The organism is Shewanella sp. SM87, assembly GCF_025653705.1.
GTDB classification, from domain to species: Bacteria; Pseudomonadota; Gammaproteobacteria; order Enterobacterales; family Shewanellaceae; genus Shewanella; species Shewanella oncorhynchi.
In genome coordinates this window covers 23,727-48,435 of record NZ_JAKKSC010000033.1, presented here as the reverse complement: position 1 = coordinate 48,435, position 24,709 = coordinate 23,727, and the positions used below count along the sequence as shown (strand labels likewise).

Sequence of the window (24,709 nt, the reverse complement as noted above, 5' to 3'; positions counted from 1 at the left end):
GTTTTATAAGCAGCCTTAGACAGAATATCGACACTTGATAAAGTTTGAACTCAAACAAAGAAAATCAGCTTTCCGAATTATTATTAGCGTGAGCCAGTGATGGACACGGTAATAAACAGAATTTGCTTGGTGACAATAGCCTTGTGGAACCACCTGATCCCATCCCGAACTCAGAAGTGAAACGCAAACGCGCCGATGGTAGTGTGGGGTCTCCCCATGTGAGAGTAGGTCATCGCCAAGCGCCTAATTTAAATAATCTTAATTGATTAGTATAGAATTGCTGATATGGCTCAGTCGGTAGAGCGCATCCTTGGTAAGGATGAGGTCCCCAGTTCGATTCTGGGTATCAGCACCATTACAATCTAGTGTTTAATCCTAGAATAAAGAATTTGCTTGGTGACAATAGCATTGTGGAACCACCTGATCCCATCCCGAACTCAGAAGTGAAACGCAAACGCGCCGATGGTAGTGTGGGGTCTCCCCATGTGAGAGTAGGTCATCGCCAAGCGCCTAATTATCTCATTGAGATGTAACCAAGCCAGCTGAATAAGCTGGCTTTTTTGCGTCTGTAATCTGAACATTCTTTGCACTAATAGCAATGCTGCCGACTGTAAGTATTGCTATTAGCTTTGTTGGCGAGTTTTTTCTTCCCCTCAATACACAAGCTTTGCTTCCAGATTTTTCACTATTAATCGATAAAAAAAAGCAGCCAGAAGGCTGCTTTGAGGTGGTACTTTTGCATTAGTTTCGCATTAGTTTCGCATTAGTTTCGCATTAGGTTGCTTAAGCTTCTTTAAGCCACTGGGCTGCACGTTTAGCGAAGTAAGTTAAAATACCGTCTGCGCCTGCGCGTTTAAAGCAGAGTAGGGATTCCATGACGATGGCTTTTTCTGCTAACCATCCATTTTGGATTGCAGCCATATGCATGGCGTATTCACCACTGACTTGATAGGCGAATGTTGGTACTGCAAGTTCAGTTTTAACGCGATGCACTATATCTAAATACGGCATACCTGGCTTAACCATCACCATATCGGCTCCTTCTTGGATATCGAGTGCGACTTCATGCAAAGCTTCGTCACTGTTCGCTGGATCCATTTGATAGCTATGCTTATTTCCACCTTTGAGGTTACCCGCTGACCCTACGGCATCACGGAATGGACCGTAGTAGTTTGAAGAGTATTTTGCCGAGTAAGCCATTATTTGGGTGTTGACGTGCCCTGCCGCTTCTAATGCTTGGCGAATCGCGCCAATACGGCCATCCATCATGTCCGATGGTGCAATGATGTCTGCTCCAGCATCGGCGTGTGACAGTGCTTGCTTCACTAAAATCTCGGTGGTGATATCGTTAAGGATATAACCTGTTTCGTCTATGATGCCGTCTTGACCGTGAGTGGTGAAAGGATCTAGTGCCACGTCAGTCATGATTCCGAGCTGTGGAAAGGCTTTTTTGAGCTCGCGCACCGCACGTTGCACTAGGGCATCAGCGTTATAGGCTTCTTCTGCCATTAACGTTTTTTTCTCTGCAGGTGTCACAGGGAAAAGTGCAATCAATGGGATACCTAACTCAACCAGTTCTTCAGCTTCTTTCAGTAGCAAGTCTATCGAGTAGCGCTCAACACCGGGCATAGAGGCTATTTTTTCACTGCGATTAGTGCCTTCTAGAACAAACATTGGGTAAATCAAGTCATTGACCGTTAGATGATTTTCGGCCATGAGGCGACGGCTAAAATCATGTTTACGCATGCGGCGCATTCTACGCTGAGGGAAGGCACTGGTAATGATATTCACATTTGACTCCTAATTAGGTACTGGTCTTGCTTGATCCGACAAATACAAGCTGACTTGATTACGTCCACCGTTTTTGGCTTGGTAGAGGGCTTTATCTGCTTGTTCTAGTAATTTAGTACTGTGTTGATCGTGGGTCACTATATTGGCACTGACTCCGATACTGATAGTCAAAGGTATCGCTTCACCTTCCCATTCAAAATGAATAGAGGCAACAGCGTCTCTTATTGTTTCAGCAACTTGGAGAGCACCTTCTGCAGTTGTATTAGGAAGGATGATAGCAAATTCCTCCCCCCCAAAACGTGACACTAGATCCGTTGGCCGTTTTAAATGCTGCTGTAATGTTTGAGCTATTGTACGTAATGCTTGATCGCCTGCAAGATGACCGAATCTGTCGTTGATCAGCTTGAAGCGATCTATATCAAGCATTAACAGTGCTATGGGAGTTTCTTGCCTGCGACTGATCCGGCTTTCAGCGATTAAACGTTTATCAAAGGCACTGCGGTTTTTGACCCCAGTTAAACTGTCGATAGTGCTTTGTTCAGTGAGTTTTTGGTTTACTTCATGCAATTCTCTGAGCGTGATTTCAAGCTCTAAGGTACGTTCTTGTACCATTTGTTCGAGTTTCTCATTGCTCTCGGCTTCCGCTTTTAGGGCTTCTTCCCGCGCACTACGAATTTTCTGTGCTTGTTTCAAGGCTTCTTGCTGGATACGTAGTTTAGCTTTGCGCTCATCGTTATAGCGGATGGCGAGCACCAGAGACATGAAGATAATTTCAAAAGTCAGCCCAAGCATCACAGGCGTTTGCGGTTTTAAATTGAGGTCAATCACGCTGAGATAAAGCAAGCTACTGATGCAGGCGCCTGTCAGCATACTCACCCAGCCAATAGTGTACATACGTGCCAGTTTATGGCCATTGATAGCCTGAGTAATGGCAAAGACCATCAGGACTAGGCTGAGTACTGCAACGGAAATGATCTCGATATAGAGCGCCGTTCCATATTGGATAAATGGTGTGGCGAGTCCAACACAGAGGATATACACAGCACTATAGCGACAAGTGAGTAACATACGGCGGTTTAAATATTTGAGCTGTAATATTTTTTCAGTAAACATTAACGCAAATGCCATAACGATTGGCAGTAAAAACGGCACCATAACTTGCTGCAATAGCGGCCAGTCTGGCCAGAGGAATCGGAAGGCAAAACCGTTAATCGTGGCAACGAGTAAGGTCATGCTAAGGACATAGCCAGAGTAATAGCTGTAGCTGAATGAGCCCGATGCTATGGCGATAAAAAGGCTAAAAATGCCAATTGCGGCAAGTACACCAAGTTGGAATCCATGCTCAACGGCGGTAGATTCGGCAATTTGAGCTAAGTCATTAGAAGACCATAGGTTTAATGGTACTGCAGCACTACCTTCAGTTTGAATATGCAGATAGAAAGTATGGGAGTCATCTGTGTTGATCTTGAAAGGATATAGGAAAATATTGCTCAAGAATGGTCGATCCTCATAGGGGAATATATCACCCATCAGCACAGTATTCATGAGTTTATTATTGACTAAATGGTAGATAGTTACCTTGTCTAACAAAGGGTTATCTAGCGCTAAAATGCGCGAAAGTGTTTCGTCAGGGCTGGTTAAGCTGAAACTGAGCCAAAAATCATGGCCGCTGAGTTTTTGAATGTCTTTATTGGTAAAGTTATGCCAATCAGTTTTTGGCAAAGCTTGTATTTCGGCCAGTTCTTTTGCTGGTGTAGGGTGGCTGACCATTAACCAAGGCGTAAGGTTTAAAGGTGTCGTGGTTGACTCGTCAATGCTCAATAGGGTTGCCAAGGCCTGTGTTGGGTATATCCATAGCCACAGCAAGAGTATGAGTGGCATGTTTTTGTTAAGCATGGATTCGATCCAAATTAAAAAACGCTAAGCTATTTTGGTAGCAACGTTTTGCAAACTCATCCGCATCTTCTCCGCGTAGGTTTGCAATATAATTTGCGATATAAGGAAGGTATTCGGGCTTGTTTTTGCTCGATTTAGGCTTGGGCCGCATACTACGGGGGAGTAGGTAAGGGCTATCTGTCTCGATTAAAATGCGATTCTGCGGAATAAAGGGAACGAGTTGCGCTAGTTCTTGGCCGCGTCTTTCATCGCAGACCCAACCTGTTATGCCTAAGTGTAAATCTAGGTCAATATAGGCTTCCATCTGTGTGTGAGTGCCAGTGAAACAATGCAAAAGCGCGCCACTAAGCTGTGGGCGATATTCCCGCAGGATAGCAATAAAGTCTTCGTGGGCATCGCGTTCGTGCATTAGCACCGGCATTTGCAGTTCAACGGCTAAGGCCAGTTGGGCAATAAAAGCTTGGCGCTGGATAGGTCTCGGGGAGAAATCACGATTGTAGTCTAAACCACATTCGCCAACGGCAACCACTTGCGGTGCGTGACAGAGTTCAGCTTGTCGAGCGTTTGAGCCATCATGCCAACCACTGGCATGGTGGGGATGCACACCAGCAGTGCAGTAAAGTTGGTTAGGATATTGCTCGCATACAGCAATGGCTGCCGCACTTTCAGTTAAATCGCTGCCAATAACAATTAACGGCGAAACCCCTTGGTCCGCCGCCGCTTGTATTATCGATACAGTATCTTGTTCGAGTGCGCTGCCAAGTAAATTGACAGCGATATCTATGTATGAGGGCATTATTTTAGACGTTTTACCCGAACCTTGGCATTGCGATCATCGGTTCCCATTAAAAAAGAACCTAAAGCGGCTTTTTCAATATAGACAGTTTCACCTTGCTTAACATTGTACTTACGGCCATCAGTTTGTTTCCATACCTGACCGTTAGTGAAAGTCACTTTAATGTCTCCGTAGGCATCTTCAGCTATAGATTGAATCTCTAAATAAATCTTATCGACAGTATTTTCTTGAACACGCTTGGCTTCCATCCCAAAGTCATCGGCAATTTTTGCCGCTGGTGCTTGGGGGGCGGTTGCCACTATCGCTGCTGCAGTCGTAGGGACTGCAACTGTTGCTACTGTAGCCGGTATCGCTTGAGTGCTAATGGTGTTAGGTGTCATGCCTTTTAGGCTTTCTGCTAGCTTGTCATAGCAAATCAAGCGGTCGAGTTTATCGGCGGTTGCTGCACATTGGGTTAACTGTTGTTCAATGCTGGCATTTGCTTGGACAGATACAAGCATGATCGCTGCCGTGATAAGGGTTAAGCGCATGAGAATGTTCCTTATTATATTATTCCCCTAACGCCTTCGAGGACGTTAGTCGTTTGTTTGTTCAGTCTCTTCGTCTGACTCGTCATCTGGTTTGCTGTAGAAACGAGCCGCTAATAAACCGCCTTCGAACAATAACAGCATTGGTACAGCAAGCATAGTCTGGGAAATCACATCTGGTGGGGTTAATAGCATGCCGACGACAAAGGCGCCCACTATGATATAAGGACGTTTTTGCTTGAGATCTTCAGGTGTAGTGACACCTGACCAGCAGAGTAAAACAACGGCAATGGGGATTTCAAAGGATAGACCAAAGGCAAAGAACAGCTTCAGAATAAAGTTAAGGTAACTGGTAATATCTGTCGCAACTTGAACTCCCTCTGGCGCATTGTTAGCAAAAAAACCAAAAACAACAGGGAATACAAGATAATAAGCAAATGCAATGCCGAGATAAAACAATAAGGTACTGCTGAATAGCAGTGGCATCACTAAGCGTTTTTCATGTTTATATAAACCCGGTGCCACGAAGGACCAAATTTGAAATAACACGTAGGGCACTGCCACAAAAAATGATAAAACGAGGGTTAGTTTGAAAGGTGCAAAAAATGGTGCAGCGACATCCGTCGCAATCATGCTGCCACCAAGAGGTAAAGACTGCATTAAAGGTATTGCCATGTAGTGGTAGATATCATTTGCCCAGTACACACTACAAATGAACACTAATAACACACTGGCAATGGATTTTAGCAGCTTGGACCTAAGTTCAAGCAAATGGCTGATAAGTGGCTGCTGTTGCGACATGAATTATCCGTTGGCTTTCGGGTTAGAACTGGTATCCACGCCCTGAGATGCCTCACTTGAAGCAGCGGGAGAGGCCGATGTTGGACTCGCCTCTGCAGTGGCTGTTGGATTAGTTTGGCTAGCTTGAACTGGATTCACTTGAGCAGGTGTGTGAATTTGATTCTCAGGCGCAGGGGTGTCTTTTGATGGATCCTGAACCTGATAAGGGCGGTTCACTGACTGTGCCGCTTGCTTTAGTTGCTCAATAGACTCTTTGAGTTCAGGTGAGAGGTTAGATAAACCTTTGCTCTCTGCTTTTTTAAGATCGGCATGCAACTGCTCGATCTTCAGCTCCTGCTCAAGTTCTTCTTTTACCGAGTTCGCCATGCGTTTCATCGCACGGATCCAACTCGTTACCGAACGCACCGCAACCGGTAGACGTTCGGGGCCAAGAACCACTAGCCCCAAAACACCGATCAGCAGCAGCTCCATAAAGCCGATACCGTCAAACATAAAGAGTTACGCCTGTTCTTTGTTAGACTCAGGTTTCTTTTCAGTCGCCTGTTGAGTTGTTTGCGCTGTTTTAGCCGCTTCGGTGTCTTCTAATGCCTTCTTGTCTTCTTCTGAAGACATGGCGTTTTTGAAGCCTTTAACCGCACCACCTAAATCACCACCCAAAGAGCGTAATTTCTTAGTTCCAAACAACAAGACAACGATTAACGCAACGATAAGCAGTTGCCAAATACTAATACCACCCATGAAGGTATCCTCTTAATTGATATCGGTTCTATTATGAACCTCTGATTAATTAGTGCTAGCTAAAATTTGCGATTCTTTGGCCTAGATCGCCATCCTACAAACCACAATATCATGCCTGAAATTAGACAAACATAAGGGGTCCATAGTGTAGCGTCTCTATTAATCAATAACGTGCCACAGATCAATAAAACGGCAGAAGTGATAAGCAAGTAGTTACTCTTGTGTGCCTGCTGCTGATATTTCAAATACTTATCTAGCATTTGTTGCTGAGAACTCAGCAATTTCCTGCCTAACTTAAGATTATCGTAAATTAGTTCAGGGAATTCAGGTAGTTTATCAGCCCAATATGGCAGTTTTGTGGATACCTTTTTAAACATAGCTTTAGGACCGACTTGGTCGGCCATCCACTGCTCTAAAAAGGGTTTGGCGGTTTGCCATAAATCCAACTGCGGATACAGCTGACGGCCTAAGCCTTCGATGTAGAGTAAGGTTTTTTCCAACAATACCAATTGCGGTTGCACCACGATATCGAAGTGGCGCGCAGTGCGGAATAATTCCAGTAACACATGACCAAAGGAGATCTCGTCGAGCGGCTTGTTGAACATAGGTTCACACACCACTTTGATGGCCTGTTCGAAAGCTTGTAGATCGGTTTTTTCCGATACCCAGCCAGACTCAATATAGAGCTGGGCGATTCTGTGATAATCGCGATTAAAGAAGGCGAGGAAATTCTCGGCGAGATAGCGCTTATCGACTTCGCTGAGTGTGCCCATGATGCCGCAGTCGAGCCCAATGTAGTATGGGTTCTCAGGATGATCGCGGGAAATAAAGATATTGCCCGGATGCATGTCGGCATGGAAAAAGTTATCGCGGAATACTTGGGTAAAAAATAGTTCAACACCGCGCTCGGCCAATAACTTAAAGTTGGTACCTTGCGCTTTAAGTGCGGCAATATCCGAGACAGAAATACCGTAAATACGTTCCATCACCATCAGGCGTGGATAGCAAAACTCTTCATACACATAAGGCACATAGAGCGCATCTGAGTTGAGGAAGTTGTTGCGTAGTTTGACTGCGTTTAAGGCTTCGAGCTTAAGGTTTAACTCGCCTAAAATGGTCACGCGGTAATCTTCGATCACTTCAGCAGGGCGCAGTCGGTTACCTTCACCGAGGAGGTATTCAATCAGTTTGGCAGTTTGCGACATCAACTGCAGATCGGCCTGGATTTTAGCTTCTACATTAGGGCGCAGCACCTTAAGTACGACGTCTTTACCGTTAGATTTGAGGGTCGCGGTATGCACCTGAGAAATAGAGGCTGAGGCCAGTGGTATTTCATTAAAGTCATCAAATAGGGATTCAATCGGCGCTTTTAGCTCAGCTTCAATCGCTTGGCGGGCAAGTGCACCATCAAAGGGCGGCACTTTGTCCTGTAGCATGGCCAATTCACTGGCCCATTCATCGCTGAGTAAATCGCGGCGGGTTGAGAGCATTTGTCCAAGCTTGATATAAACGGGGCCGAGTTCCTGCATCGCCAATTTTAAGCGTTCGCCACCGGGCTTATTTTTATGCTTATTGCGGATCCAGAATAGGCTGTTACGGGCGAGTTTAAAGTACCAAGGTGTCATCTTTGGCGGCAATACGTCATCTAACCCGTACTGAAGTAAGGTCTTGATGACGTGGTAACCGCGGCGGATACTGGCAAAGGTCATGGCTTAATTTGGTCTCTTAATTGGGCAATCCGTTGTTCAATCGCGCGAGTGTCGGCAACTAAATCATCCATTTGATCGCGAAAGTGCACTAACTCAATTGGGTGCGGTGCGAGGCGATACTCTTCAACTGCGAGTTGTCCTAAGTGGGAGCGGGTTTTACGCAATACTTCGAGTGCAAAGTCTTTTACCTGATGGCTAGAACAGATGAGTTTGTGAGTGGGACCATCACCTAAATAACGGGATATTGTCTCGGCAAAGTCAAACTCGATGCTGCGTAGATATTGGCTAAAGCTTTGTAATAAATTGAGATCGCCTTCAAGCTTGAGTTTATCTTGCTTGATTAGTTCAGTCAGGTTTGCGCCTTCGGACACGCGGTAAAGCGTCGTCGCATCGGCATGTAGACTGACATCAACATCGCCTTCATAGCGGCTCAGTACTTGGATCTCTTTGGCAAACACTAAATAGAATGGCCAGCTGAGCTGTGATAATTGGATACGAAACACTTTGCCATGCAACTGGCGCTGGCGTAAATAATCGTCGCCCGCTTGGGCCTGAAGTTTTTTCAGACCCGTTTCAATTGCGGCGCAGGCAAGCAGCACAACTTCTTGCGGCATCATTAGAATTTATAACCACGGTGCAATGCGACAATGCCGTCGGTCATGTTGGTGTAGTCGACTTGTTCAAAGCCTGCATCAACCATCATTTGTTTTAATGTGTCTTGATCTGGGTGCATGCGGATCGATTCAGCCAGATACTCGTAGCTGTCGGCATCTTTAGTGATGAGCTCACCCATCTTAGGTAAGACTTTGAAGCTATATAAATCATACACTTTACGCATGATTTCATGCTGAGGCTTAGAGAACTCTAGCACTAATAACTTGCCACCGGGCTTAAGCACGCGGTTCATCGAACGCAGCGCCGCATCTTTATCGGTCACGTTACGCAGACCAAAGGCGATGGTAATGATGTCGAAGTGGTTATCGGGAAACGGCAGTGCTTCGGCGTTGGCTTGCACATAACTGACATTGTTGACTATGCCCTTGTCGCGCAACTTAGTGCGCCCGACTTTTAACATGGAATCGTTAATGTCAGCTAAAACCACTTCACCTTTATCGCCCACTAAGTGAGAGAATTTTGCAGTTAAGTCGCCTGTGCCGCCGGCCAAATCGAGCACTTTCATGCCAGGGCGGGCGCCAGAGACTTCAATGGTGTAACGTTTCCAAAAACGGTGAATGCCGAAGGACATCACATCGTTCATTATGTCGTACTTAGCGGCAACAGAATGAAACACGCCGGCAACGAGTTCAGCCTTTTTATCGGCCTCTACGGTTTTGTAACCAAAGTGGGTACTTTTAGATTCGCCCTCAGACATCAATGTGTTCCTATTGTTTTGCAATGTATTAGTTGCGAGTGTAAGCCATCGCCTGCATTTGCTGAATCTTTGATCTATCACTCTGTGATCGAGCTAGTAAACTAACTGCAATGCCTTAGCTTGAGGCACCCCTGAACAGTCGTAGGATTAAGTGCTTAGCGACCACGTAAAATGGACTGGCATTAGACCACAATATCAGGATTTGGTGAATAGCTTAGCGCCCAGTTGGGTGTAACTGGTGATATTCATTGTGCCAAAAATTGCATACGAGCCTGCACATAAGCGTAGATAAGCTCGCTTAGGCTTTGGCCAACATCCCTAAATCCGGCTTCAATCCCAGCTTCGTGGCAACTTGGTGCAGCCTCGGCTAAATGCAAATATGCGCATGGGCAGTGGCGGGCGATATAGCTGACATAATGCGCCGCATCGAGCAATGGCACACCTGCAGCGGTTGAAGCGCTACTGGGCATTTTAGCGATAGCATCGACGTCAAGTTCTAATCCTACGGGTAAACCTGTGTCATTAAGTTTGGCGGCGATTTCAAGTAAAGCTTGGCTAAGGCTGATTTCACGGCGAACCCAAATTTGTTGCAAGCTATGCCAAGTTCCCCCAAATTCGCTGAGTTGGCTTAGGTTTGCTTCGCTGTTTTTTAACTCGTGTAAACCCAGTACATGGTAGCAACCTAAGGCGCCGCGATCGGCTGCGTAACTAAAGCCATTGCCGCTGTGACGGCCTTCAAGCAAACGAAAATCCGAGTGAGGATCGAGATTCACCGCGGCGACTTGGCGTTGGTAGTGGCCGTAGGTTGCCATCAACAAACCATAGGCATTGTTGTGGCCGCCGCCGATGAGTATGGGTTCTAAACCCGCTTTTAAAATCGCACTGACGATACAGATCACGCGCTCATCGAGTTGCTCCACCGCATCACGTAATTCATCTAGGGTAACGTTAGTGTTATCTGTAGTATTGCTCGTAGTTTGTTGCTGCAGATCGGCGGTGTTCACTTGGCCTAACACTAGGCATTCGGCGCCAGAAAGAAAATGATTCGATTGTAAATTGAGCCATTGGCGCATACTGGTTGTGAACGCATCGGTTGCACCGCCGCGGCCTAAATTGGCACGTGGGCCTATATCTTCGCCAACGCCGATAATGGCAAAGCTTGCACCGTGGGCTTTTGCAGTGGCGAGTATGGTCTCTAACGTGTGTTCGTGATTGGCCAGATGGACGCATTGGCCTAGCTTAGTTTCGCCCGTTCTTGTGCTGACGAGTGAGGCGATATCGGTATGGGTAAAAGGAATAAATTCAGGCATAGATTGATATTCTTATTCGGCCAGAGTCGAGCTATTGTGGCCAGAGTAGGGCGAGGATTCAATGGGGAAACGCTGAAAATAGTGAATAAAAAAGCCAGCTTAGCTGGCTTTCTTGACTGAACAGTGAGATTACTCAATGTCGAGTGGTTCAGGTGATAAAATTACGCCTGTGTTATCAGCATAAATGTGATCGCCGGGTAAGAAAGTCACACCGCCAAAATTGACTGGAATTTCCACTTCGCCCACTGAATTGCCATCAGCACCCACTGGAATTGAGGCAAGGGCTTGAATACCAATGTCTAACTCTTCCAATGCATCCACATCGCGCACAGAACCGTAAACGATAATGCCTTCCCAGTTGTTGCTAACCGCAAGTTCAGCGATAGCACCATCGATCAGCGCACGGCGTAATGAGCCACCGCCATCAATGAGTAAGACTTTACCTTGGCCATCCTCTTGTAGGACTTCGGTAATTAGGCCGTTGTCTTCAAAGCACTTGATGGTGCTAATAGAACCGCCAAAAGAGCTACAACCACCGTAGTTACTGAACATGGGCTCGACTACATCTACGACATCTAAGTACATGTCACATAGTTCTGAGGTGTTGTATTCCATATTTACACTCCTATTGATCCGCGTTGCGTACAGTTTAGCGAGTTTACGCCAGTATAAAAGGGATTATTGAAAAGAAAAGTGTTATCAATCACGGTATTGTTGCCACTTGGCTGTTAACACATCTGTAGTAAATTTTCGTCACACTATAGAATTTATTCGGTAAAACTTGATATTGGTCATTAAATAACGGTTTTTTATTACAACTCTGTTGCGCGTTTTGGTATTATATCCCAAGTTTAAATTAACTTACTTAACTTAATTTGCTTTAGGGGCATGGACCCCCCGTTACGCTTATGGACGGTAGAGGGCCTTCGAGAGGTGCCTATGGAAGCTGTAAATACGATTGAAATTATTGGTTATTTTGCCTCTATAATGGTGGCGATCTCTCTAATGATGAAGAATATCATTTGGTTGCGATGGTTGAATTTTGTAGGATGCACTCTGTTTGTGGTTTATGGGGTGTTTATTTCTGCTTGGCCTGTGGCCGGCATGAATGCGTTTGTTGCTTGTATTAATATTTACCATTTGACAAAAATTTACCGTGCTAAGGCAAATACTCCCGCCGCAGCCTAAGTTTTATTGGATTGTGTTGCTCTTGAGATTAACGTTTAGAGCAACACAATATCCTGTCTCAGTCCTATCGCTATTTCTAAATAAATCCCTTAGCCCCAGCATAACGTCTCTAGAATCCTTCTAGATCAAAACCTCAGCCATGCTTCTTGTCATAAAACCTTCGAGCAGATGTCACTTAGCCGTCACAGGTCTTTCTTAGTCTCAAGCTATCTAATAGTGCTTTAGCTAATGTGATTTAGGTTTAACTATTAGCAAACAGTAAATTAGCCGTGAGCAGTCAATAACGAATTCAATCGTGAATAGAGCCTTGGTGAGTCGGTTGGTTTCAGACTAAGCACTCTAAGCGTCGTCGAGAGAATGCACAGATTAACATCACAGTAAAACTCGCTGGTATGCCAGCAAGGAGCCTGTTTTATGTTGAGTTACGTTGCAGACTTAGATAAGCGAATGTTTTGCCATATCGTGAGCTTCACCCAGCACCATGGTTTATATGCCCATGCAAAGCGGGTGTCAGCGAGTGGCGATGGGCATGTGTATTTATATTTGTCCGTGGGTTTGATGCTAACGCACGCTCAAGGACAGGCTCTATTTAATTTGATGTTAGCGAGTTTTTTGGTTGAGTTACCTCTGTATTTACTATTGAAAAATAGTATTCGTCGGACACGGCCATGCCATGCATTAGTGGGATTTGAGAGTGGTTTTGAACCATCGGATCGTTTCAGCTTACCGTCTGGTCATACAGCTGCGGCCTTTGTGATGGCAACGAGCGTGGCGCAAATCTATCCAGCGGCAGCTCCTGTTGCGTATTTATGGGCTTTTAGCATAGGGGGCTCACGTATTGCACTTGGCGTGCATTATCCCTTAGATATTCTGGCGGGAGCCTCATTGGGAATTGGGTCGGTATTGCTGGTTCATCCAGTGATTTAATTCAAATATGCGCCTGTTAATCATTTCATTAGTGGGAATTCTCCTTCACTCATCAGTTTAAGGATACGTAATGCGAATACTCTACGGAGTTCAAGGCACAGGGAATGGCCACTTAAGTCGTGCACGCGTCATGGCTAAAGCATTGATGAAACAAGATATTGAAGTTGACTTTCTATTTTCGGGGCGCAAGCCTGATCAGTTTTTCGATATGGAGTGCTTTGGTGATTATCGCGTTCAAGCGGGAATGACGTTTGCGACGCACTCCGGGCGCGTGAATGTGCCACAAACTGTCCGGCAAAATTTGTCCTTGTCGTTATTTAAAGATATTAAAGCCTTAGATCTCAGTTGCTACGATTTAGTACTCAACGACTTTGAACCTGTTTCGGCTTGGGCTGCGCGGCGCCAAGGCGTGCCATCCATTGGGATTAGCCATCAGGCGGCGTTAACTCATCCGGTGCCAAAACTCGGTAGCACTTGGTTTAATGAGATGCTGCTCAATTATTTTGCTCCAGTGGATGTGGCGCTGGGGTGTCATTGGCATCATTTTGGCTTCCCTATTTTGCCGCCTTTTGTCGAAGTGGATGCCAGTCCATTCGAACACACGCATCAGATTTTAGTTTATTTGCCTTTTGAAGATGCGGATATGATTGCTCACTTTCTGTCTCACTTTAGTGATTATCAGTTTTTGGTATATCACAGCCAACAACCTAAAGGCCAAGTTGCTGAGCACATTAAATGGCACGGTTTTAATCGTGAGGGGTTTAAGCAACATCTTGCCAGCTGCGGTGGTGTGATAGGCAATGCGGGCTTTGAGCTTGCCAGCGAGGCATTAACCTTAGGTAAAAAACTCTTAGTCAAACCACTGATTGGCCAGTTTGAGCAGTTATCGAATGTGGCGGCGTTACAACTTTTAGCGGCTGCAGATAGCATGATGAGTCTCGATGTGAACATAGTTAAGCGCTGGCTTAAAACGGCATCACCTAATCCAATTGCATATCCAAAGGTGGGAGATACGCTGGTTAAATGGATTAACGGCGGCGACTGGCACATTAGTCAGCCGCTGTGCCAAGAGTTATGGAGCCAAGTCACGCTTCCCGATACTTGGCGTTAAACAGCATTGCTGTTCAGATGAAAAGCAACTTAGGCACTAGCTGGCTTAATGGCGTTAGCGTATAATTTCGTCAATTTTGCTGTTAGTCCCTTTCAGCACGTCTATTTTGGCCTAGCCTGGCCGTTAATTATGTTGTTATAAATGAGCCTGAAAAAGTTTACTCAGTACAAGTTACTGATTTTAATGTTGTTATTACTTTGTGTCCTACTTCCTTTTATTCCAGATCAGGCTTACCACATACCCGGCCCTGATATCGCTAAGCAAAATTTTCATGTGATTGAGTTTAATGATAAAGGTCAGCCCCACGACGAAAGGCAATGGCAAGGTTTAGAGACGCGAATTTTACACCCAGAGCCTGCACAGATCCCTGAATTATTGATTTTTGTCCATGGCTGGCATCATAGCGCCGAGCCTAAGGATGAAAACTTTATTGCCTTTGAGCAGTTTTATCAGCAAATGGCCGCGTCCGATACCCAGCGCAACTTGTTGGGTTTGTATATTGGCTGGCGGGGCGATAAATACGATCCTTTTTGGATCGATGGCTCAGATGATGCAAAAAGTTGGATTGAACCCTTAGATTTTCCCACTATTTTACAGCGTAAACGGGTTGCTAAACGTATCGGGCAGTTAGGTCTATCACAGCTGCTGGATAAGCTTGATAGCTTAGTAACACAGCATAAACTGCTGCGTTACACTGTGATTGGCCATAGTCTTGGCGGTGCTGTTGTTTTGCATGCGAGTAAAGATCGCATCAAAGCCGCCATTGATAATCAGCAGGATAATCCTAATTTATTCTTACTGTTAAATCCCGCCGTACCTGCTAAAGAGTATCAGCCATTAGATACGTTGGTGAGCTTAGATAGACAAAAACCGAGTATGGTTGTGTTGCAATCGAAGGGGGATTTTGCAGTGAAAGAAGCCTTCAATTACATCAAGGACGGCGAGCGCGCTGTAGGGAACTCTTGGGCTATTACTCACGATATTGACAAATGCTCTGGTGGCAATTGCACTACGCCAATGAAGATGCCTTCGGCCTTGATGGCGCACGATCAAATCCCTGGCTGTATGATGACGCTGCCTCAATCAGGCTGGAAAATTCGTGCTCGCCTGCAGGCTCGTCGTACTGTGCAAACCTGCCCCGATGCCAATATGCAAGCCGTATGGGTACTGGCCGTGTCTGACGAAATCGTCTCTGGGCACAACGGCATTCTCACTCCAGAGCATGGTAAAGCCTTGTCTGAGGTGATGCGTATGATTGATTTATATCGAAATCAATTACCTAAACATGCGGTGGAAAGCCCTGCGAACCAAGATCTTGGCACCTTAGCGCCAGAGTCAGAAGCTGCAACATCTACCGAAGGTGAAACGCCTGTGCCACAAGAGCCAGTGATTATTGTCGAGCCTTTACCTGAAGAGCAGAGTTCACCGACACCTAAGGTTAATGCACCATTGCAGGAGCCAAACGTATCACAGGAACAAGATAAGCCTGCTGCGACTGAGGCGCCACCCGCGCCAATTAAAGCGCCTGAATCAAAGCCAAACGACGGCGCAGAGCCTCAGCCTAAGATTGAAACTGAAGGCATAAAGTGATCGGTAGCTGTATGGAGTAAGCCATAGATGATATATCTAGTTTTGTATGTCATTGAAAATAGATAATAAGCTGGTGCATAAACTTTATGAGTCAATATGAGAGCTGAGTTAAGAGCAAAAATCATCGCAGTTTGTCATAAAAAAATTGAGACTAAAGGTGATAATGTCGGCCTCTCATTTTATGCTTTCTTTGCAAATAAAAATGATAATCCAGAGCTACTTATGGAAGCCGCAACTTGGTGGATTCAAACTCATCGCTTAGACCATTTTGTTAAGGCTCATAAAGTGATAGAGATGATCCAAAAGGAATCGGAAGAATAGACTCCAAAGCTGTTACTGCGGATTTTTGGTTTGCCACCTGCGCCAAGTAAAAGTGATTAGTGCGGCGAGTATCAGACTGACCATGGCCCATGTGGGGTATTTATGCTGGTGGTAAAACGCCAGCATGGGAGCGATTTCATCGCGGATTAACACTGGGCCTAATCCAAAGAGTGCCACCCAAATGCTGGTGGCGAGAGCATTGCCAATCAAAAATTGTTTTAATGGCATTTTAGCGAGACCGCAGCCGATAAACATAAATTGTTTTAATCCCTCAACAAAACGACTCAACACCAAAGCGGCAATGCCATATTGACCAATAACGCCATGGATTTTGTCTTCCAATTGCGGTTTTATCCAGCCCTTCTTAAGCAACACATCACCAAAGCGCCAACCGATGAAATATCCCAAACTGTTACCGCATAGTGCAGCGCAAGCAGCGACGATTAACACTAGTGGCAGTGACATTTGCCCTGTAGCGGCTAATAAACTGGCGACAATTAATAAGGATTGTCCTGGCGCCGGAATGCCAAAACCCTCGACAGCAATCGCGACAAATAGCAGAACATAACCATATTGCTGCAGCCAAGGCGTGAGTTCGGTGATGATATGTTGTAGCGCTTCTGGCATAGATGAAAGTGATCAAATCAGTGTGACGATTGGCCCATCATACTCGCCAACTTCTCTGGCTGGATAGATTTATGAGCAAAGTTTCATGCCAGTTTTAGTTAGTGGCGGTGAATAGGCGTAACGCAGGGGGGGCAGTTTTTACCTGAAATATAAAAAAGGCCGAACTCAGTTCGGCCTTAATACCTGTACTACAGTCGCGACGATAAAGCGACTAGGCGAATGCCGCTTGTAGCTGTGGAACGACTTGTTTTTTACGGCTTAATACGCCGTCTAACCAGACTTTGCCATCGACGGTATCTTTACCGTAGGCGCGTTGGGTCAGGTCGCTATCATCAGACACGATTAATAGTTCTGAGCCTTCTTTCATAATGTCAGTCAGCAGTAACAATACGCTGTGGCGATTGCCTTCCACTTTCAGTGCTTTGATATCGGCTTCTAACTCGGCCTTGATATCGTCAAATACTGACAGGTCGATCACTTCTAACTGGCCGATACCGACTAAGTTACCGTTCATGTTGAAGTCTTTAAAGTCGCGCATAACGAGGTCACGTGCTGGCGTGCCTTGGACGGCGGATTTCACTTTGAACATTTCCATGCCCAGTTCTTTGAAATCTTCAACGCCGGCGATCTCAGCTAACGCTTCAACGCAGCGAATGTCGGCAGTGGTGCAAGTGGGTGATTTGAAAATCACGGTATCGCTCAAAATGGCGCACATCATGATGCCAGCGATATTTTTAGGGATAGCGACTTGGTAAAAGTCGAACATCATCTTGATCACTGTGTTGCTGCAACCCACTGGGCGGATCCAGCATTCTAACGGGGTATCTGTGGTGAGATCGCCTAACTTGTGGTGATCGACAATCCCGACGATGGTCGCTTGGGCGATATCATCCGGTGCTTGAGTCAGTTCTGAATGGTCAACGATATACACTTGCTCGCCAGCGTAGCTGGTTTTGTATTCCGGTGCTTCGAAGCCGAAACGTTCCAAAATAAAAGCGGTTTCGGGTGACAATTCACCTAAACGTGCGGCAATGGCTTCTTCACCGATTTGGTTTTTTAAATAGGCTAACGCGATAGCACCGCAGATTGAATCAGAATCGGGGATCTTGTGACCGACAACGTAAATAGGCATTTCAGGGACTCTCCTTTAAATTTGTGGCAATTTTAGCAATATTTGGCTCGGATCGGAAATAGCCAAAGCGCATATCACTGCGCGCTTAAGACGCTATAACGCTAAAAATCCCGAGCTGAAGTTCGGCAAAGATGGCTTAAGGGTTAGATCTTTACTTTTATCACGACTTTACGCACTGCTGTGGCGATATCGCCCGTGCCAGGCATATGCATGTCACCGGGGAAAAATAGCGCAAACATACCCGCTTTGAGTTGCACATAAGAGGCATTGGCTTTGTTTGCCTCGTAATCAAACTCGGCGTAATCGTGTTTGTCAAAATAGGGTTTCGAGGGTGTTTGCTCCGCTAGTGGCAAGTAACCAAACTCTTCTTCACCGCTGAAAACATATTGCACATCGATATATTTTTGATGAACTTCAAAGGGTTCTGTCGACTTATGCTTGGTGTGATAGTCATTCACTATCACAAAAATATTGTCGCCATCGAGGGGATAATTGCCTACTGGTAGCTGACTAAAGTCGGTCGTCGCTAGATGTTCTAATGCAGTCGCAAGCCGAGGGCTTACGGATTGATAAATATGGCGGTTTTTTAAGGTATCGACGATCATCGGTTACTCGACATGGCGGATGTGAATGAGTGAATTGTAAAGATTATAATCCGATCACCACAGTTAGGACATAAGCTTTGTCGATTGGAAGCAGGTCTAAACATGTCGGCATAAAAAACAGGCCATTGAATGGCCTGTTTCTACATCAAGTATTATTCAACTTAGCTAAAACGAGTTTAGTAAGTGTATTTGGCTTCTAAAAAGTAGTAGCCACCATTAAAGCCAAAGGGGGTATTGGTTAATGGGTATACAAAAATTCCATTGAAGTTATTGTTATCAGGTCGTTTTTCTGGATACACATCAAACAAGTTTTGCACCCCAGCGGTAAAGCTTAGCGCATCAGTGGCGGCGTATCTTACCGACAGATCCATTACCCATTGATCGCTATAGTTTACATCGCCCGTTGAATAACCTTCACTATAGTCACCAAAGTAGTTTAAGCGAACATTGGTTTTAAAGTCCCCTAACTCATGGGTTAGCCCAATACTGCCCGTGTTATGCGGCGTAGCAGACGTCATGCGGGTTCTTTCTATACCATCAAAGAGTTTCTTTTCTAATCCGCCTAAAATAGACGGCAGATTGATGTCTTGGATCTCGGTTTTATTATAGGCATAGGCTAAATTCGCCCGTAAATCGCCCCAAGTGCCAATATCAATATCTTGGCTAACAACGAGATCGATCCCACGAGTGCGGCTATCGACGGCATTGACGAAAAATCGTGCTGAATCGGCATTGGTGCCCGCAAGTGCCGCTGCAACCGCAGGGCTGTCAGTCGCTCTTAGGGAGCCAGATAAGATGATGCGATCATCAATCTCGATTTGGTAAGTGTCGAGTGTTACCGCTAGACCAGCGTTATTGGTATAAACAAGACCGAGACTAAATGATTGCGATATTTCAGGTTCTAGTTCGTTAATTCCAAGCGCCTTTGTCACTGGTGATAAGGTGTTGAAGGTGCCTGATTCAACTGGAACTAGCTGGCCTGTCACAGGATCGGGATTAAATAGGGTTGATATGTTGCTGAAGTACAGTTGTTGTACGCTTGGCGCTCTAAAGCCTGTATTGATAGTGCCACGCAGGGCTAAGTTGTCGGTAAAATCATAACGACCCGCTAACTTCCAGCTTGTATTGCCACCAAAGTCAGAATAGTTTTCGTAGCGCAGCGCCGCAGCCCAATAAAACTCGTTGGTTAGCTGGTTTTCAAGTTCGGCATAAATGCCTGTATTATCGCGTGTTTCATCGACCTCGGACTCAGGGGTAAAACCGGTGAAACCTTGGCTACCGGGTGCTTTACCATTGTAGCCACCATTGATATAGGAGCCTTCTTCTCCGGCTTCAATTTCATAACCGTTTTGACGCCATGAAACCCCCGTCGCAAACAGAATTTCAGAATCGTTCACAAAGGCAAAATAGCGAGAAATATCTAAATTGATATTGGTTTCACGGGTAGCCAATGTTCCAGCATCGAATTCAGTAGGACTTTCAGGGCCTAAGGAAGCATTTAAGGTATTGACGATATTATAGTTAAATGAATTCTTGCCATATCCCACTGAGGCATCAATATCCCAGTCACTCAGGTTGAATTCATAGCCTAGGGTAAGAGATGAATCGATAATTTTGGGGTTAATTTGCGGTAAAAAACCGTCGGGATACACTTCGGGTAAGTTACGGGCATCGAGAGCTAAACGGTAAAAAGCACCCGATTTAGTTTCACGTTGGCTAATACCACCAAAGGCATACAGTTTTCCGTCGGTAGATATAGGCTGAGCCGCATTGATAAATAAACCGACATTATCATATTCGGCATCACCAACGTGGTGGCTCTTACGGTTAAATGTCGCTTCGCGCGGATCTGCTGAGCCATCTGCTAACTTAGGGTATTGCTGCCGTGGATCTAATCCTGCGCGGTTTGTGCTGTCTTTGTGATGCGCTTCTAGGGCGACATTCACAAAGCCATCATTGCTTAAACTGATCCCATGGTTAACGCCTACACGCCATTGCTCACCGTCACCTTGGTAGGTTTGTCCGGCTTGCGCCGAGACGCTTCCCCCTTGATCGCTGTCCTTGAGTACCACGTTAATCACGCCAGCAATCGCATCTGAACCGTATTGTGCCGAGGCTCCATCTCGGAGAATTTCAATGCGTTTTATCGCTGTCATTGGAATAGCATTTAAATCGACGTTAGAGGAGCCTTTTCCCATGGTGCCGCTTAAATGTACTAGGGCAGAACCATGGCGACGCTTGCCATTTACGAGTACTAAGGTGTGGTCTGGCGACAGGCCGCGTAAGCTCGCGGGGCGTACCGCATCTGAGCCGTCAGTCACCGAGGAGAATGGAAAGCTATAGCTTGGCGCCGCAAATTGCAGCGCTTTAGCGGTTTCGGTCATCCCTGTTGATTCGAGTTGTTCGGCTGTGATGATATCGACCGGGGCAACACTGTCAGTTGCCGTGCGTAGTGCTATGCGTGAGCCTATGATCTCGATTTTTTCGAAGCCGGTTTGTTGCTCTTCGGCTTGGATTGCTGGAATAACCAGTGTGGATGACACTGCCAATGCGATAACGGCTAGACGCATAAAAACCTCTCAATGATGTTTGTGACCCAATACTCGAACTTAGGTGTGCAGATTAAATATAAAATAACAATCTGATGCCGAGAAGGTTATCACTGTAACAATTGTTACATTAAGACGTAAATATGCTAACTCAGAGCCTAGTGTTCTAAATAATATTTAAAATGCAGTTGAATATATTGATGAAAACCTCACTATCGACCTGCGTGCTTTTGAGGCTTCGTACGGCACAATACACGTTGTCGCATGCACATTGCGACTGAGTTAAGTCGATGATATGAATTGTTTATTGACGTGCGCCATCGTGGTTTAATGCGTTATTTTGCTTTAATGACATTGATTTGAAGGAACACAGATTTGTCAGCGTTACGATTTCTCGCGGGAGCAACGGCATTTAAGACCTTGGCAGAACAAGGTCTTAAATCTGAGCATTTTACCCAGTTGCTTGCCGCCTCTGGTGGACCTAAGTGGCTTGGTATCGCTGGGCTAGATAAGTATCTGTTTGCTGAATTTTTCAAAGACAGGCAAACGCCTTTATATACATTAGGCGCTTCCTCTGGGGCTTGGCGTTTAGCGTGTTTGGCGCAGCAAGATCCCCTCATAGCCTATGGTCGCTTAGAGGATTTTTATATTGGTCAGCGTTACGACAGCATGCCAACACCGCAGGAAGTCAGTGCGCAAGTTAAAGGCGTAGTGCAGGGCATTTTAGGGGGAAATGGTGGCAGGGAAATCGTTAATAACGCTCATATTCACAGTCATTTCGTCGTGTGCCGTGCTAAACATTTAAATCGTTTAACGGCAAAGCTTCCGCTTGCGGCGGGGCTGGCGATGGCGGCGGCGACCAACTTAGTGAGCCGTCGGAGTTTAGGTTGGCATTTTGAGCGTGTGGTCTTTAGCCAACAAGCTGCAGCATCTCCCTTTTTGCAACTCAACGATTTACCCAGTCAGCAGGTTGAATTAACTGAGGCTAATGTCGATGCTGTGATGTTAGCAACGGGGTCGATTCCTTTATTGCTGGCCCCTGTGTCCCAAATTGAAGGCGTTGCCGATGGGCAGTATTACGATGGCGGCATTACCGACTATCATTTTGATTTGCCTTTATCCCGTGCCAAGGGGCTGACGTTGTATCCGCATTTTTATCCGACCATCAGCCCAGGATGGTTCGATAAATCCTTGAAGTGGCGCCAAGGTCGCGCTAATTATCACAATGCGCTAGTGTTGGCGCCATCGGCCGAATTTGTTGCTTCATTGCCCTTTGGCAAAATCCCTGACCGTGAAGATTTTAAGCAACTGGACACGGCGCAGCGGATGCAATATTGGCGCACGTCTGTGGCTTTGAGTGAACGTCTGGCCGAGGAGTTTGCTGAGGTTGTCGTAAGGGGAAATGTGCTAGAGCGACTGGAGCATTTTTAGTTCGCTGTAATTGTGCTTAGAAAACTGGATTTGACATGACGTGGTTGAAATGCCCTGATTCAAAATAGCGGGGTCGCAAATTTCTTTGTGCGCTCAGCGGCTTCAGGAAGGAAATTCTTTCACCTGCTACACTCTACAATAATAGGAAATACGAATGCATTGAGTTCGTTTCCTTCTATTTGGGGCAGGAGGTTGCTATGCAAACACGAGAAATGGCGTTACTCATGCGCGATGCCTTGTTACTGCCACAGGGACGGGTGGAGGTTCGTGTGGTTGACCCCGGTCATCTGCGCATGGTGGCCGATGTATTCAAGGGCAAGTATGTGCTCGCCTTTGCCACCATTAGACCCAGTGGTAGTCCGCCCTGTTATCCCACAGCCACCCAATGTGACATTATCGATTTTAATCAGCTAGAAGATGATTCACTCAGCATAGTGCTCGAAGGGCGTCAACGCGTCAGCATCCTCTCGGCGGCGCAGGCCAAAGATAAGCTGTGGATGGCGCGTACTTTACCTTGCCGTAACTGGCAAGAAGAGCCGATTAAAGGTGAATTTGAGTTGATAAGCGCCGCATTAGAGCAATTTTATGAAGTGAATCCCGATCTGTTTGAGCTCTATTCTCAAGTGCATTTGGAAGACGCCGCTTGGGTGAGCCAACGCTGGCTCGAGGTTTTGCCTATGTATAACAAAGATAAATTAGTATTAGTGAATCAGCCAGATTGCCACAAAACCTTGGACTTCGTGCTGCAACTCATCAAGTCCCATGTGGACTGAAAAACCACAAAAAGGCTAGAATAGCGGCTTTCTATAGCCGCTTTTTTTGTGATATGACTGCATCTGCCCGCGCCGCCCAACCTTCTTACATAGTGCTTCCTGTGAATGTCACAGATAAACCCACAGTGTTTGCCTTTCTTGCACAACATTTTGCCCGTATAGGTGAAGATGTATGGCGTCAGCGGATCCTCGATGGAAAAGTGCATTGGCGGGATGGCAGTTTGATCGACTTGGACACTGAATATCGTCCAGCGGCGCGGGTGTATTACTACCGTGAAGTGCCGGTTGAAGCGAAAATTCCCTTCGAAGAACAGATCCTATTCCAAGATGACAATGTCATTTTGGCCTACAAGCCGCACTTTTTGCCTGTGACGCCAAGTGGCAACTATGTGAACGAATGTTTGGTGCATAGACTAAGATTGCGTACTGGCATTGATACTATCGCGCCCGCTCATAGGCTTGATCGTGAAACCGCTGGAGTGATCCTAATGACGGTCGCGCCTGAAACCCGCGCGCTCTATCATCAACTCTTTATCGACGATGCGATTCGTAAAGACTATCAAGCGATTGCCAAGTTGACTCCTGAGATTATTGAACAATATCAACAGGGCTGCTTAACTTTGCCATTGCACTGGACGGTAACAAACCGTATGCAACCGAGCGACCCGAGTTTTACCATGAAAATCGTGGAAGGTGAGTTGAATACCCATTCCGAAATCAGTTTAGTGGCGGTAAAAGGCGATGTCGGTTTATTTCATTTGAGCCCGATTACCGGTAAAACTCACCAACTTCGTGTGCATATGCAAAGCTTAGGTATGCCATTGTTAAACGACAGATTTTATCCAAGCTTATTACCCAAAGGACCGGATAACTTTGCGACGCCTCTTAAGTTGATGGCACAGCGTTTACGTTTTATTGACCCAGTGAGCGGGATGCACCACGACATGCAATGTCAAGGTTTTGAGTTTTAGTCAGCGGAAAGCATTATTTCCAGTCTGTTTAAAGGAAATAATCGGGTGCAATTGTGTGCTTGGCCCTGTGATGGTATGAATACAATCTGCAGTATCTGAGTCTCTGCCATAGGGAGCCATATTACGATTGTTTAAAGGAAGTCCATTATGACCAAATCTGCGATCTTCTCTATCTTGCTTTGCGCTGCAGTATTAGCGGGGGCCATGTATTTTGGTGACTGGACTAAGCAGCCTTATCTGAATGACATTGCCGCCGAGATCCGTAAGGCGAGTTCGGTGATTGAACCGAAGAAACCGAGTTCGTCTGGCACATCGACAGCAGAAGTCGATGCCGAGCGGGATCAAAGCCCTAAGAGCATTTGGGATCAAATGGCGCATGAAAAACCGTCGAATAAGTCGCAGCCAGAAGCACTGATTTTCAATCAGGCTCAGCCAAAACCTGCCAAAACCGATGAGGCGTTATCCAAAAATACGCCCTTGATGGATTCAGGCTCTGGTGCCACTCAACCTGAAACGGTTAAACATCATAAACCTGTTTAAGCTG

Annotated in this window: 25 protein-coding genes, 1 tRNA gene and 2 rRNA genes; 12 read left to right on the top strand and 16 right to left on the bottom strand. The window is 45.9% G+C overall.

What is annotated here, in order from left to right:
• The first annotated feature begins 125 nt into the window (after positions 1-125).
• The 3 genes from rrf (L5M11_RS20130) (at position 126) to rrf (L5M11_RS20120) (ending at position 508) form a co-directional block, all read left to right on the top strand.
• Positions 126-241 (top strand): 5S ribosomal RNA (gene rrf, locus L5M11_RS20130).
• Between the two features lie 38 nt (positions 242-279).
• A tRNA-Thr gene (locus L5M11_RS20125) sits at positions 280-355 on the top strand.
• Between the two features lie 37 nt (positions 356-392).
• Positions 393-508, top strand: a 5S ribosomal RNA gene (rrf, locus tag L5M11_RS20120).
• 275 nt (positions 509-783) lie between these two features.
• Here the strand turns inward: rrf (L5M11_RS20120) and hemB are convergent.
• From hemB to rraA, 12 genes are all read right to left on the bottom strand, one after another.
• Entirely contained in the window at positions 784-1,791 is a 1,008-nt protein-coding gene (hemB, locus tag L5M11_RS20115; RefSeq protein WP_263186321.1) for a porphobilinogen synthase, read from the bottom strand.
• 9 nt (positions 1,792-1,800) lie between these two features.
• Entirely contained in the window at positions 1,801-3,687 is a 1,887-nt protein-coding gene (locus L5M11_RS20110) for a diguanylate cyclase (RefSeq protein WP_263186323.1), read from the bottom strand.
• The gene (locus L5M11_RS20105; RefSeq protein ID WP_173496411.1) at positions 3,680-4,483 is read right to left on the bottom strand and encodes a TatD family hydrolase; all 804 of its coding nucleotides are present in this window, start codon (positions 4,481-4,483) and stop codon (positions 3,680-3,682) included. Before L5M11_RS20105 ends, L5M11_RS20110 begins: the two co-directional genes overlap by 8 nt.
• Positions 4,483-5,013, bottom strand: a complete 531-nt coding sequence (locus L5M11_RS20100) for a hypothetical protein (RefSeq protein ID WP_173496412.1) — start codon at positions 5,011-5,013, stop codon at positions 4,483-4,485. Before L5M11_RS20100 ends, L5M11_RS20105 begins: the two co-directional genes overlap by 1 nt.
• Positions 5,014-5,058: 45 nt before the next feature.
• A complete protein-coding gene (tatC, locus tag L5M11_RS20095; RefSeq protein ID WP_168825778.1) occupies positions 5,059-5,811 on the bottom strand; it encodes a twin-arginine translocase subunit TatC in 753 nt (250 codons plus the stop codon).
• A 3-nt stretch (positions 5,812-5,814) separates the two neighbouring features.
• Positions 5,815-6,303: a Sec-independent protein translocase protein TatB gene (gene tatB, locus L5M11_RS20090; RefSeq protein WP_173496413.1), complete on the bottom strand. Its 489-nt coding sequence runs from the start codon at positions 6,301-6,303 to the stop codon at positions 5,815-5,817.
• Positions 6,304-6,309: 6 nt separating this feature from the next.
• Positions 6,310-6,549, bottom strand: coding sequence for a Sec-independent protein translocase subunit TatA (tatA, locus tag L5M11_RS20085; protein ID WP_006083329.1), 240 nt, complete (start codon positions 6,547-6,549; stop codon positions 6,310-6,312).
• A 59-nt stretch (positions 6,550-6,608) separates the two neighbouring features.
• The gene (gene ubiB, locus L5M11_RS20080; RefSeq protein ID WP_105251211.1) at positions 6,609-8,258 is read right to left on the bottom strand and encodes a ubiquinone biosynthesis regulatory protein kinase UbiB; all 1,650 of its coding nucleotides are present in this window, start codon (positions 8,256-8,258) and stop codon (positions 6,609-6,611) included.
• Positions 8,255-8,875, bottom strand: coding sequence for an SCP2 domain-containing protein (locus tag L5M11_RS20075; protein ID WP_263186325.1), 621 nt, complete (start codon positions 8,873-8,875; stop codon positions 8,255-8,257). Before L5M11_RS20075 ends, ubiB begins: the two co-directional genes overlap by 4 nt.
• Complete coding sequence (gene ubiE / locus L5M11_RS20070) at positions 8,875-9,630, bottom strand: bifunctional demethylmenaquinone methyltransferase/2-methoxy-6-polyprenyl-1,4-benzoquinol methylase UbiE (RefSeq protein WP_006083326.1); 756 nt, start codon at positions 9,628-9,630, stop codon at positions 8,875-8,877. Before ubiE ends, L5M11_RS20075 begins: the two co-directional genes overlap by 1 nt.
• A gap of 245 nt (positions 9,631-9,875) precedes the next feature.
• On the bottom strand, positions 9,876-10,940 hold the full coding sequence (locus L5M11_RS20065; RefSeq protein WP_263193067.1) for a formimidoylglutamase: 1,065 nt from the start codon (positions 10,938-10,940) through the stop codon (positions 9,876-9,878).
• A 129-nt stretch (positions 10,941-11,069) separates the two neighbouring features.
• Complete coding sequence (gene rraA, locus L5M11_RS20060; RefSeq protein WP_105251214.1) at positions 11,070-11,555, bottom strand: ribonuclease E activity regulator RraA; 486 nt, start codon at positions 11,553-11,555, stop codon at positions 11,070-11,072.
• Between the two features lie 324 nt (positions 11,556-11,879).
• On the opposite strand from rraA, the gene L5M11_RS20055 reads away from it, so the two are divergent.
• From L5M11_RS20055 to L5M11_RS20035, 5 genes are all read left to right on the top strand, one after another.
• The gene (locus L5M11_RS20055; protein ID WP_113940145.1) at positions 11,880-12,128 is read left to right on the top strand and encodes a YgjV family protein; all 249 of its coding nucleotides are present in this window, start codon (positions 11,880-11,882) and stop codon (positions 12,126-12,128) included.
• A 414-nt stretch (positions 12,129-12,542) separates the two neighbouring features.
• Complete coding sequence (locus L5M11_RS20050; RefSeq protein WP_105251216.1) at positions 12,543-13,055, top strand: phosphatase PAP2 family protein; 513 nt, start codon at positions 12,543-12,545, stop codon at positions 13,053-13,055.
• 70 nt (positions 13,056-13,125) lie between these two features.
• The gene (locus L5M11_RS20045) at positions 13,126-14,166 is read left to right on the top strand and encodes an MJ1255/VC2487 family glycosyltransferase (RefSeq protein ID WP_263193066.1); all 1,041 of its coding nucleotides are present in this window, start codon (positions 13,126-13,128) and stop codon (positions 14,164-14,166) included.
• A gap of 141 nt (positions 14,167-14,307) precedes the next feature.
• Positions 14,308-15,756, top strand: coding sequence for a lipase family protein (locus L5M11_RS20040; protein WP_263193065.1), 1,449 nt, complete (start codon positions 14,308-14,310; stop codon positions 15,754-15,756).
• A gap of 96 nt (positions 15,757-15,852) precedes the next feature.
• Positions 15,853-16,077, top strand: a complete 225-nt coding sequence (locus L5M11_RS20035) for a DUF6500 family protein (protein ID WP_263193064.1) — start codon at positions 15,853-15,855, stop codon at positions 16,075-16,077.
• 12 nt (positions 16,078-16,089) lie between these two features.
• Here the strand turns inward: L5M11_RS20035 and L5M11_RS20030 are convergent, their stop codons facing one another.
• The 4 genes from L5M11_RS20030 to L5M11_RS20015 form a co-directional block, all read right to left on the bottom strand.
• Positions 16,090-16,704, bottom strand: coding sequence for a DedA family protein (locus L5M11_RS20030; protein WP_263193063.1), 615 nt, complete (start codon positions 16,702-16,704; stop codon positions 16,090-16,092).
• A 211-nt stretch (positions 16,705-16,915) separates the two neighbouring features.
• Entirely contained in the window at positions 16,916-17,836 is a 921-nt protein-coding gene (locus L5M11_RS20025; RefSeq protein WP_006083317.1) for a manganese-dependent inorganic pyrophosphatase, read from the bottom strand.
• A 143-nt stretch (positions 17,837-17,979) separates the two neighbouring features.
• On the bottom strand, positions 17,980-18,441 hold the full coding sequence (locus L5M11_RS20020) for a YhcH/YjgK/YiaL family protein (protein ID WP_263193062.1): 462 nt from the start codon (positions 18,439-18,441) through the stop codon (positions 17,980-17,982).
• A 176-nt stretch (positions 18,442-18,617) separates the two neighbouring features.
• Complete coding sequence (locus L5M11_RS20015; protein WP_263193061.1) at positions 18,618-21,011, bottom strand: TonB-dependent receptor plug domain-containing protein; 2,394 nt, start codon at positions 21,009-21,011, stop codon at positions 18,618-18,620.
• 354 nt (positions 21,012-21,365) lie between these two features.
• Here L5M11_RS20015 and L5M11_RS20010 point away from each other — a divergent pair, with 354 nt between their 5' ends.
• From L5M11_RS20010 to L5M11_RS19995, 4 genes are all read left to right on the top strand, one after another.
• Positions 21,366-22,421: an alpha/beta hydrolase gene (locus tag L5M11_RS20010; protein WP_263193060.1), complete on the top strand. Its 1,056-nt coding sequence runs from the start codon at positions 21,366-21,368 to the stop codon at positions 22,419-22,421.
• A gap of 197 nt (positions 22,422-22,618) precedes the next feature.
• On the top strand, positions 22,619-23,194 hold the full coding sequence (locus tag L5M11_RS20005) for an LON peptidase substrate-binding domain-containing protein (RefSeq protein WP_105251225.1): 576 nt from the start codon (positions 22,619-22,621) through the stop codon (positions 23,192-23,194).
• A 53-nt stretch (positions 23,195-23,247) separates the two neighbouring features.
• A complete protein-coding gene (locus L5M11_RS20000; protein ID WP_263178708.1) occupies positions 23,248-24,165 on the top strand; it encodes a pseudouridine synthase in 918 nt (305 codons plus the stop codon).
• Between the two features lie 147 nt (positions 24,166-24,312).
• Positions 24,313-24,705 carry a hypothetical protein gene (locus L5M11_RS19995; protein WP_263178707.1) on the top strand — a complete coding sequence of 131 codons (393 nt, stop codon included), beginning with the start codon at positions 24,313-24,315 and terminating at the stop codon, positions 24,703-24,705.
• Positions 24,706-24,709: the final 4 nt, after the last annotated feature.

What these genes read in the sequence shown, in the direction of transcription:
- L5M11_RS20020 (WP_263193062.1), bottom strand. Translation starts at nt 18,441, where the DNA reads ATGATCGTCGATACCTTAAAAAACCGCCATATTTATCAATCCGTAAGC.
- L5M11_RS20075 (WP_263186325.1), bottom strand. Translation starts at nt 8,875, where the DNA reads ATGATGCCGCAAGAAGTTGTGCTGCTTGCCTGCGCCGCAATTGAAACG.
- L5M11_RS20025 (WP_006083317.1), bottom strand. Translation starts at nt 17,836, where the DNA reads ATGCCTATTTACGTTGTCGGTCACAAGATCCCCGATTCTGATTCAATC.
- L5M11_RS20030 (WP_263193063.1), bottom strand. Translation starts at nt 16,704, where the DNA reads ATGCCAGAAGCGCTACAACATATCATCACCGAACTCACGCCTTGGCTG.
- L5M11_RS20015 (WP_263193061.1), bottom strand. Translation starts at nt 21,011, where the DNA reads ATGCGTCTAGCCGTTATCGCATTGGCAGTGTCATCCACACTGGTTATT.
- ubiB (WP_105251211.1), bottom strand. Translation starts at nt 8,258, where the DNA reads ATGACCTTTGCCAGTATCCGCCGCGGTTACCACGTCATCAAGACCTTA.
- L5M11_RS20105 (WP_173496411.1), bottom strand. Translation starts at nt 4,483, where the DNA reads ATGCCCTCATACATAGATATCGCTGTCAATTTACTTGGCAGCGCACTC.
- L5M11_RS20050 (WP_105251216.1), top strand. Translation starts at nt 12,543, where the DNA reads ATGTTGAGTTACGTTGCAGACTTAGATAAGCGAATGTTTTGCCATATC.
- L5M11_RS19995 (WP_263178707.1), top strand. Translation starts at nt 24,313, where the DNA reads ATGACCAAATCTGCGATCTTCTCTATCTTGCTTTGCGCTGCAGTATTA.
- ubiE (WP_006083326.1), bottom strand. Translation starts at nt 9,630, where the DNA reads ATGTCTGAGGGCGAATCTAAAAGTACCCACTTTGGTTACAAAACCGTA.
- tatA (WP_006083329.1), bottom strand. Translation starts at nt 6,549, where the DNA reads ATGGGTGGTATTAGTATTTGGCAACTGCTTATCGTTGCGTTAATCGTT.
- L5M11_RS20000 (WP_263178708.1), top strand. Translation starts at nt 23,248, where the DNA reads ATGACTGCATCTGCCCGCGCCGCCCAACCTTCTTACATAGTGCTTCCT.
- L5M11_RS20055 (WP_113940145.1), top strand. Translation starts at nt 11,880, where the DNA reads ATGGAAGCTGTAAATACGATTGAAATTATTGGTTATTTTGCCTCTATA.
- tatB (WP_173496413.1), bottom strand. Translation starts at nt 6,303, where the DNA reads ATGTTTGACGGTATCGGCTTTATGGAGCTGCTGCTGATCGGTGTTTTG.
- L5M11_RS20035 (WP_263193064.1), top strand. Translation starts at nt 15,853, where the DNA reads ATGAGAGCTGAGTTAAGAGCAAAAATCATCGCAGTTTGTCATAAAAAA.
- L5M11_RS20110 (WP_263186323.1), bottom strand. Translation starts at nt 3,687, where the DNA reads ATGCTTAACAAAAACATGCCACTCATACTCTTGCTGTGGCTATGGATA.
- L5M11_RS20040 (WP_263193065.1), top strand. Translation starts at nt 14,308, where the DNA reads ATGAGCCTGAAAAAGTTTACTCAGTACAAGTTACTGATTTTAATGTTG.
- L5M11_RS20065 (WP_263193067.1), bottom strand. Translation starts at nt 10,940, where the DNA reads ATGCCTGAATTTATTCCTTTTACCCATACCGATATCGCCTCACTCGTC.
- tatC (WP_168825778.1), bottom strand. Translation starts at nt 5,811, where the DNA reads ATGTCGCAACAGCAGCCACTTATCAGCCATTTGCTTGAACTTAGGTCC.
- L5M11_RS20005 (WP_105251225.1), top strand. Translation starts at nt 22,619, where the DNA reads ATGCAAACACGAGAAATGGCGTTACTCATGCGCGATGCCTTGTTACTG.
- L5M11_RS20045 (WP_263193066.1), top strand. Translation starts at nt 13,126, where the DNA reads ATGCGAATACTCTACGGAGTTCAAGGCACAGGGAATGGCCACTTAAGT.
- rraA (WP_105251214.1), bottom strand. Translation starts at nt 11,555, where the DNA reads ATGGAATACAACACCTCAGAACTATGTGACATGTACTTAGATGTCGTA.
- L5M11_RS20100 (WP_173496412.1), bottom strand. Translation starts at nt 5,013, where the DNA reads ATGCGCTTAACCCTTATCACGGCAGCGATCATGCTTGTATCTGTCCAA.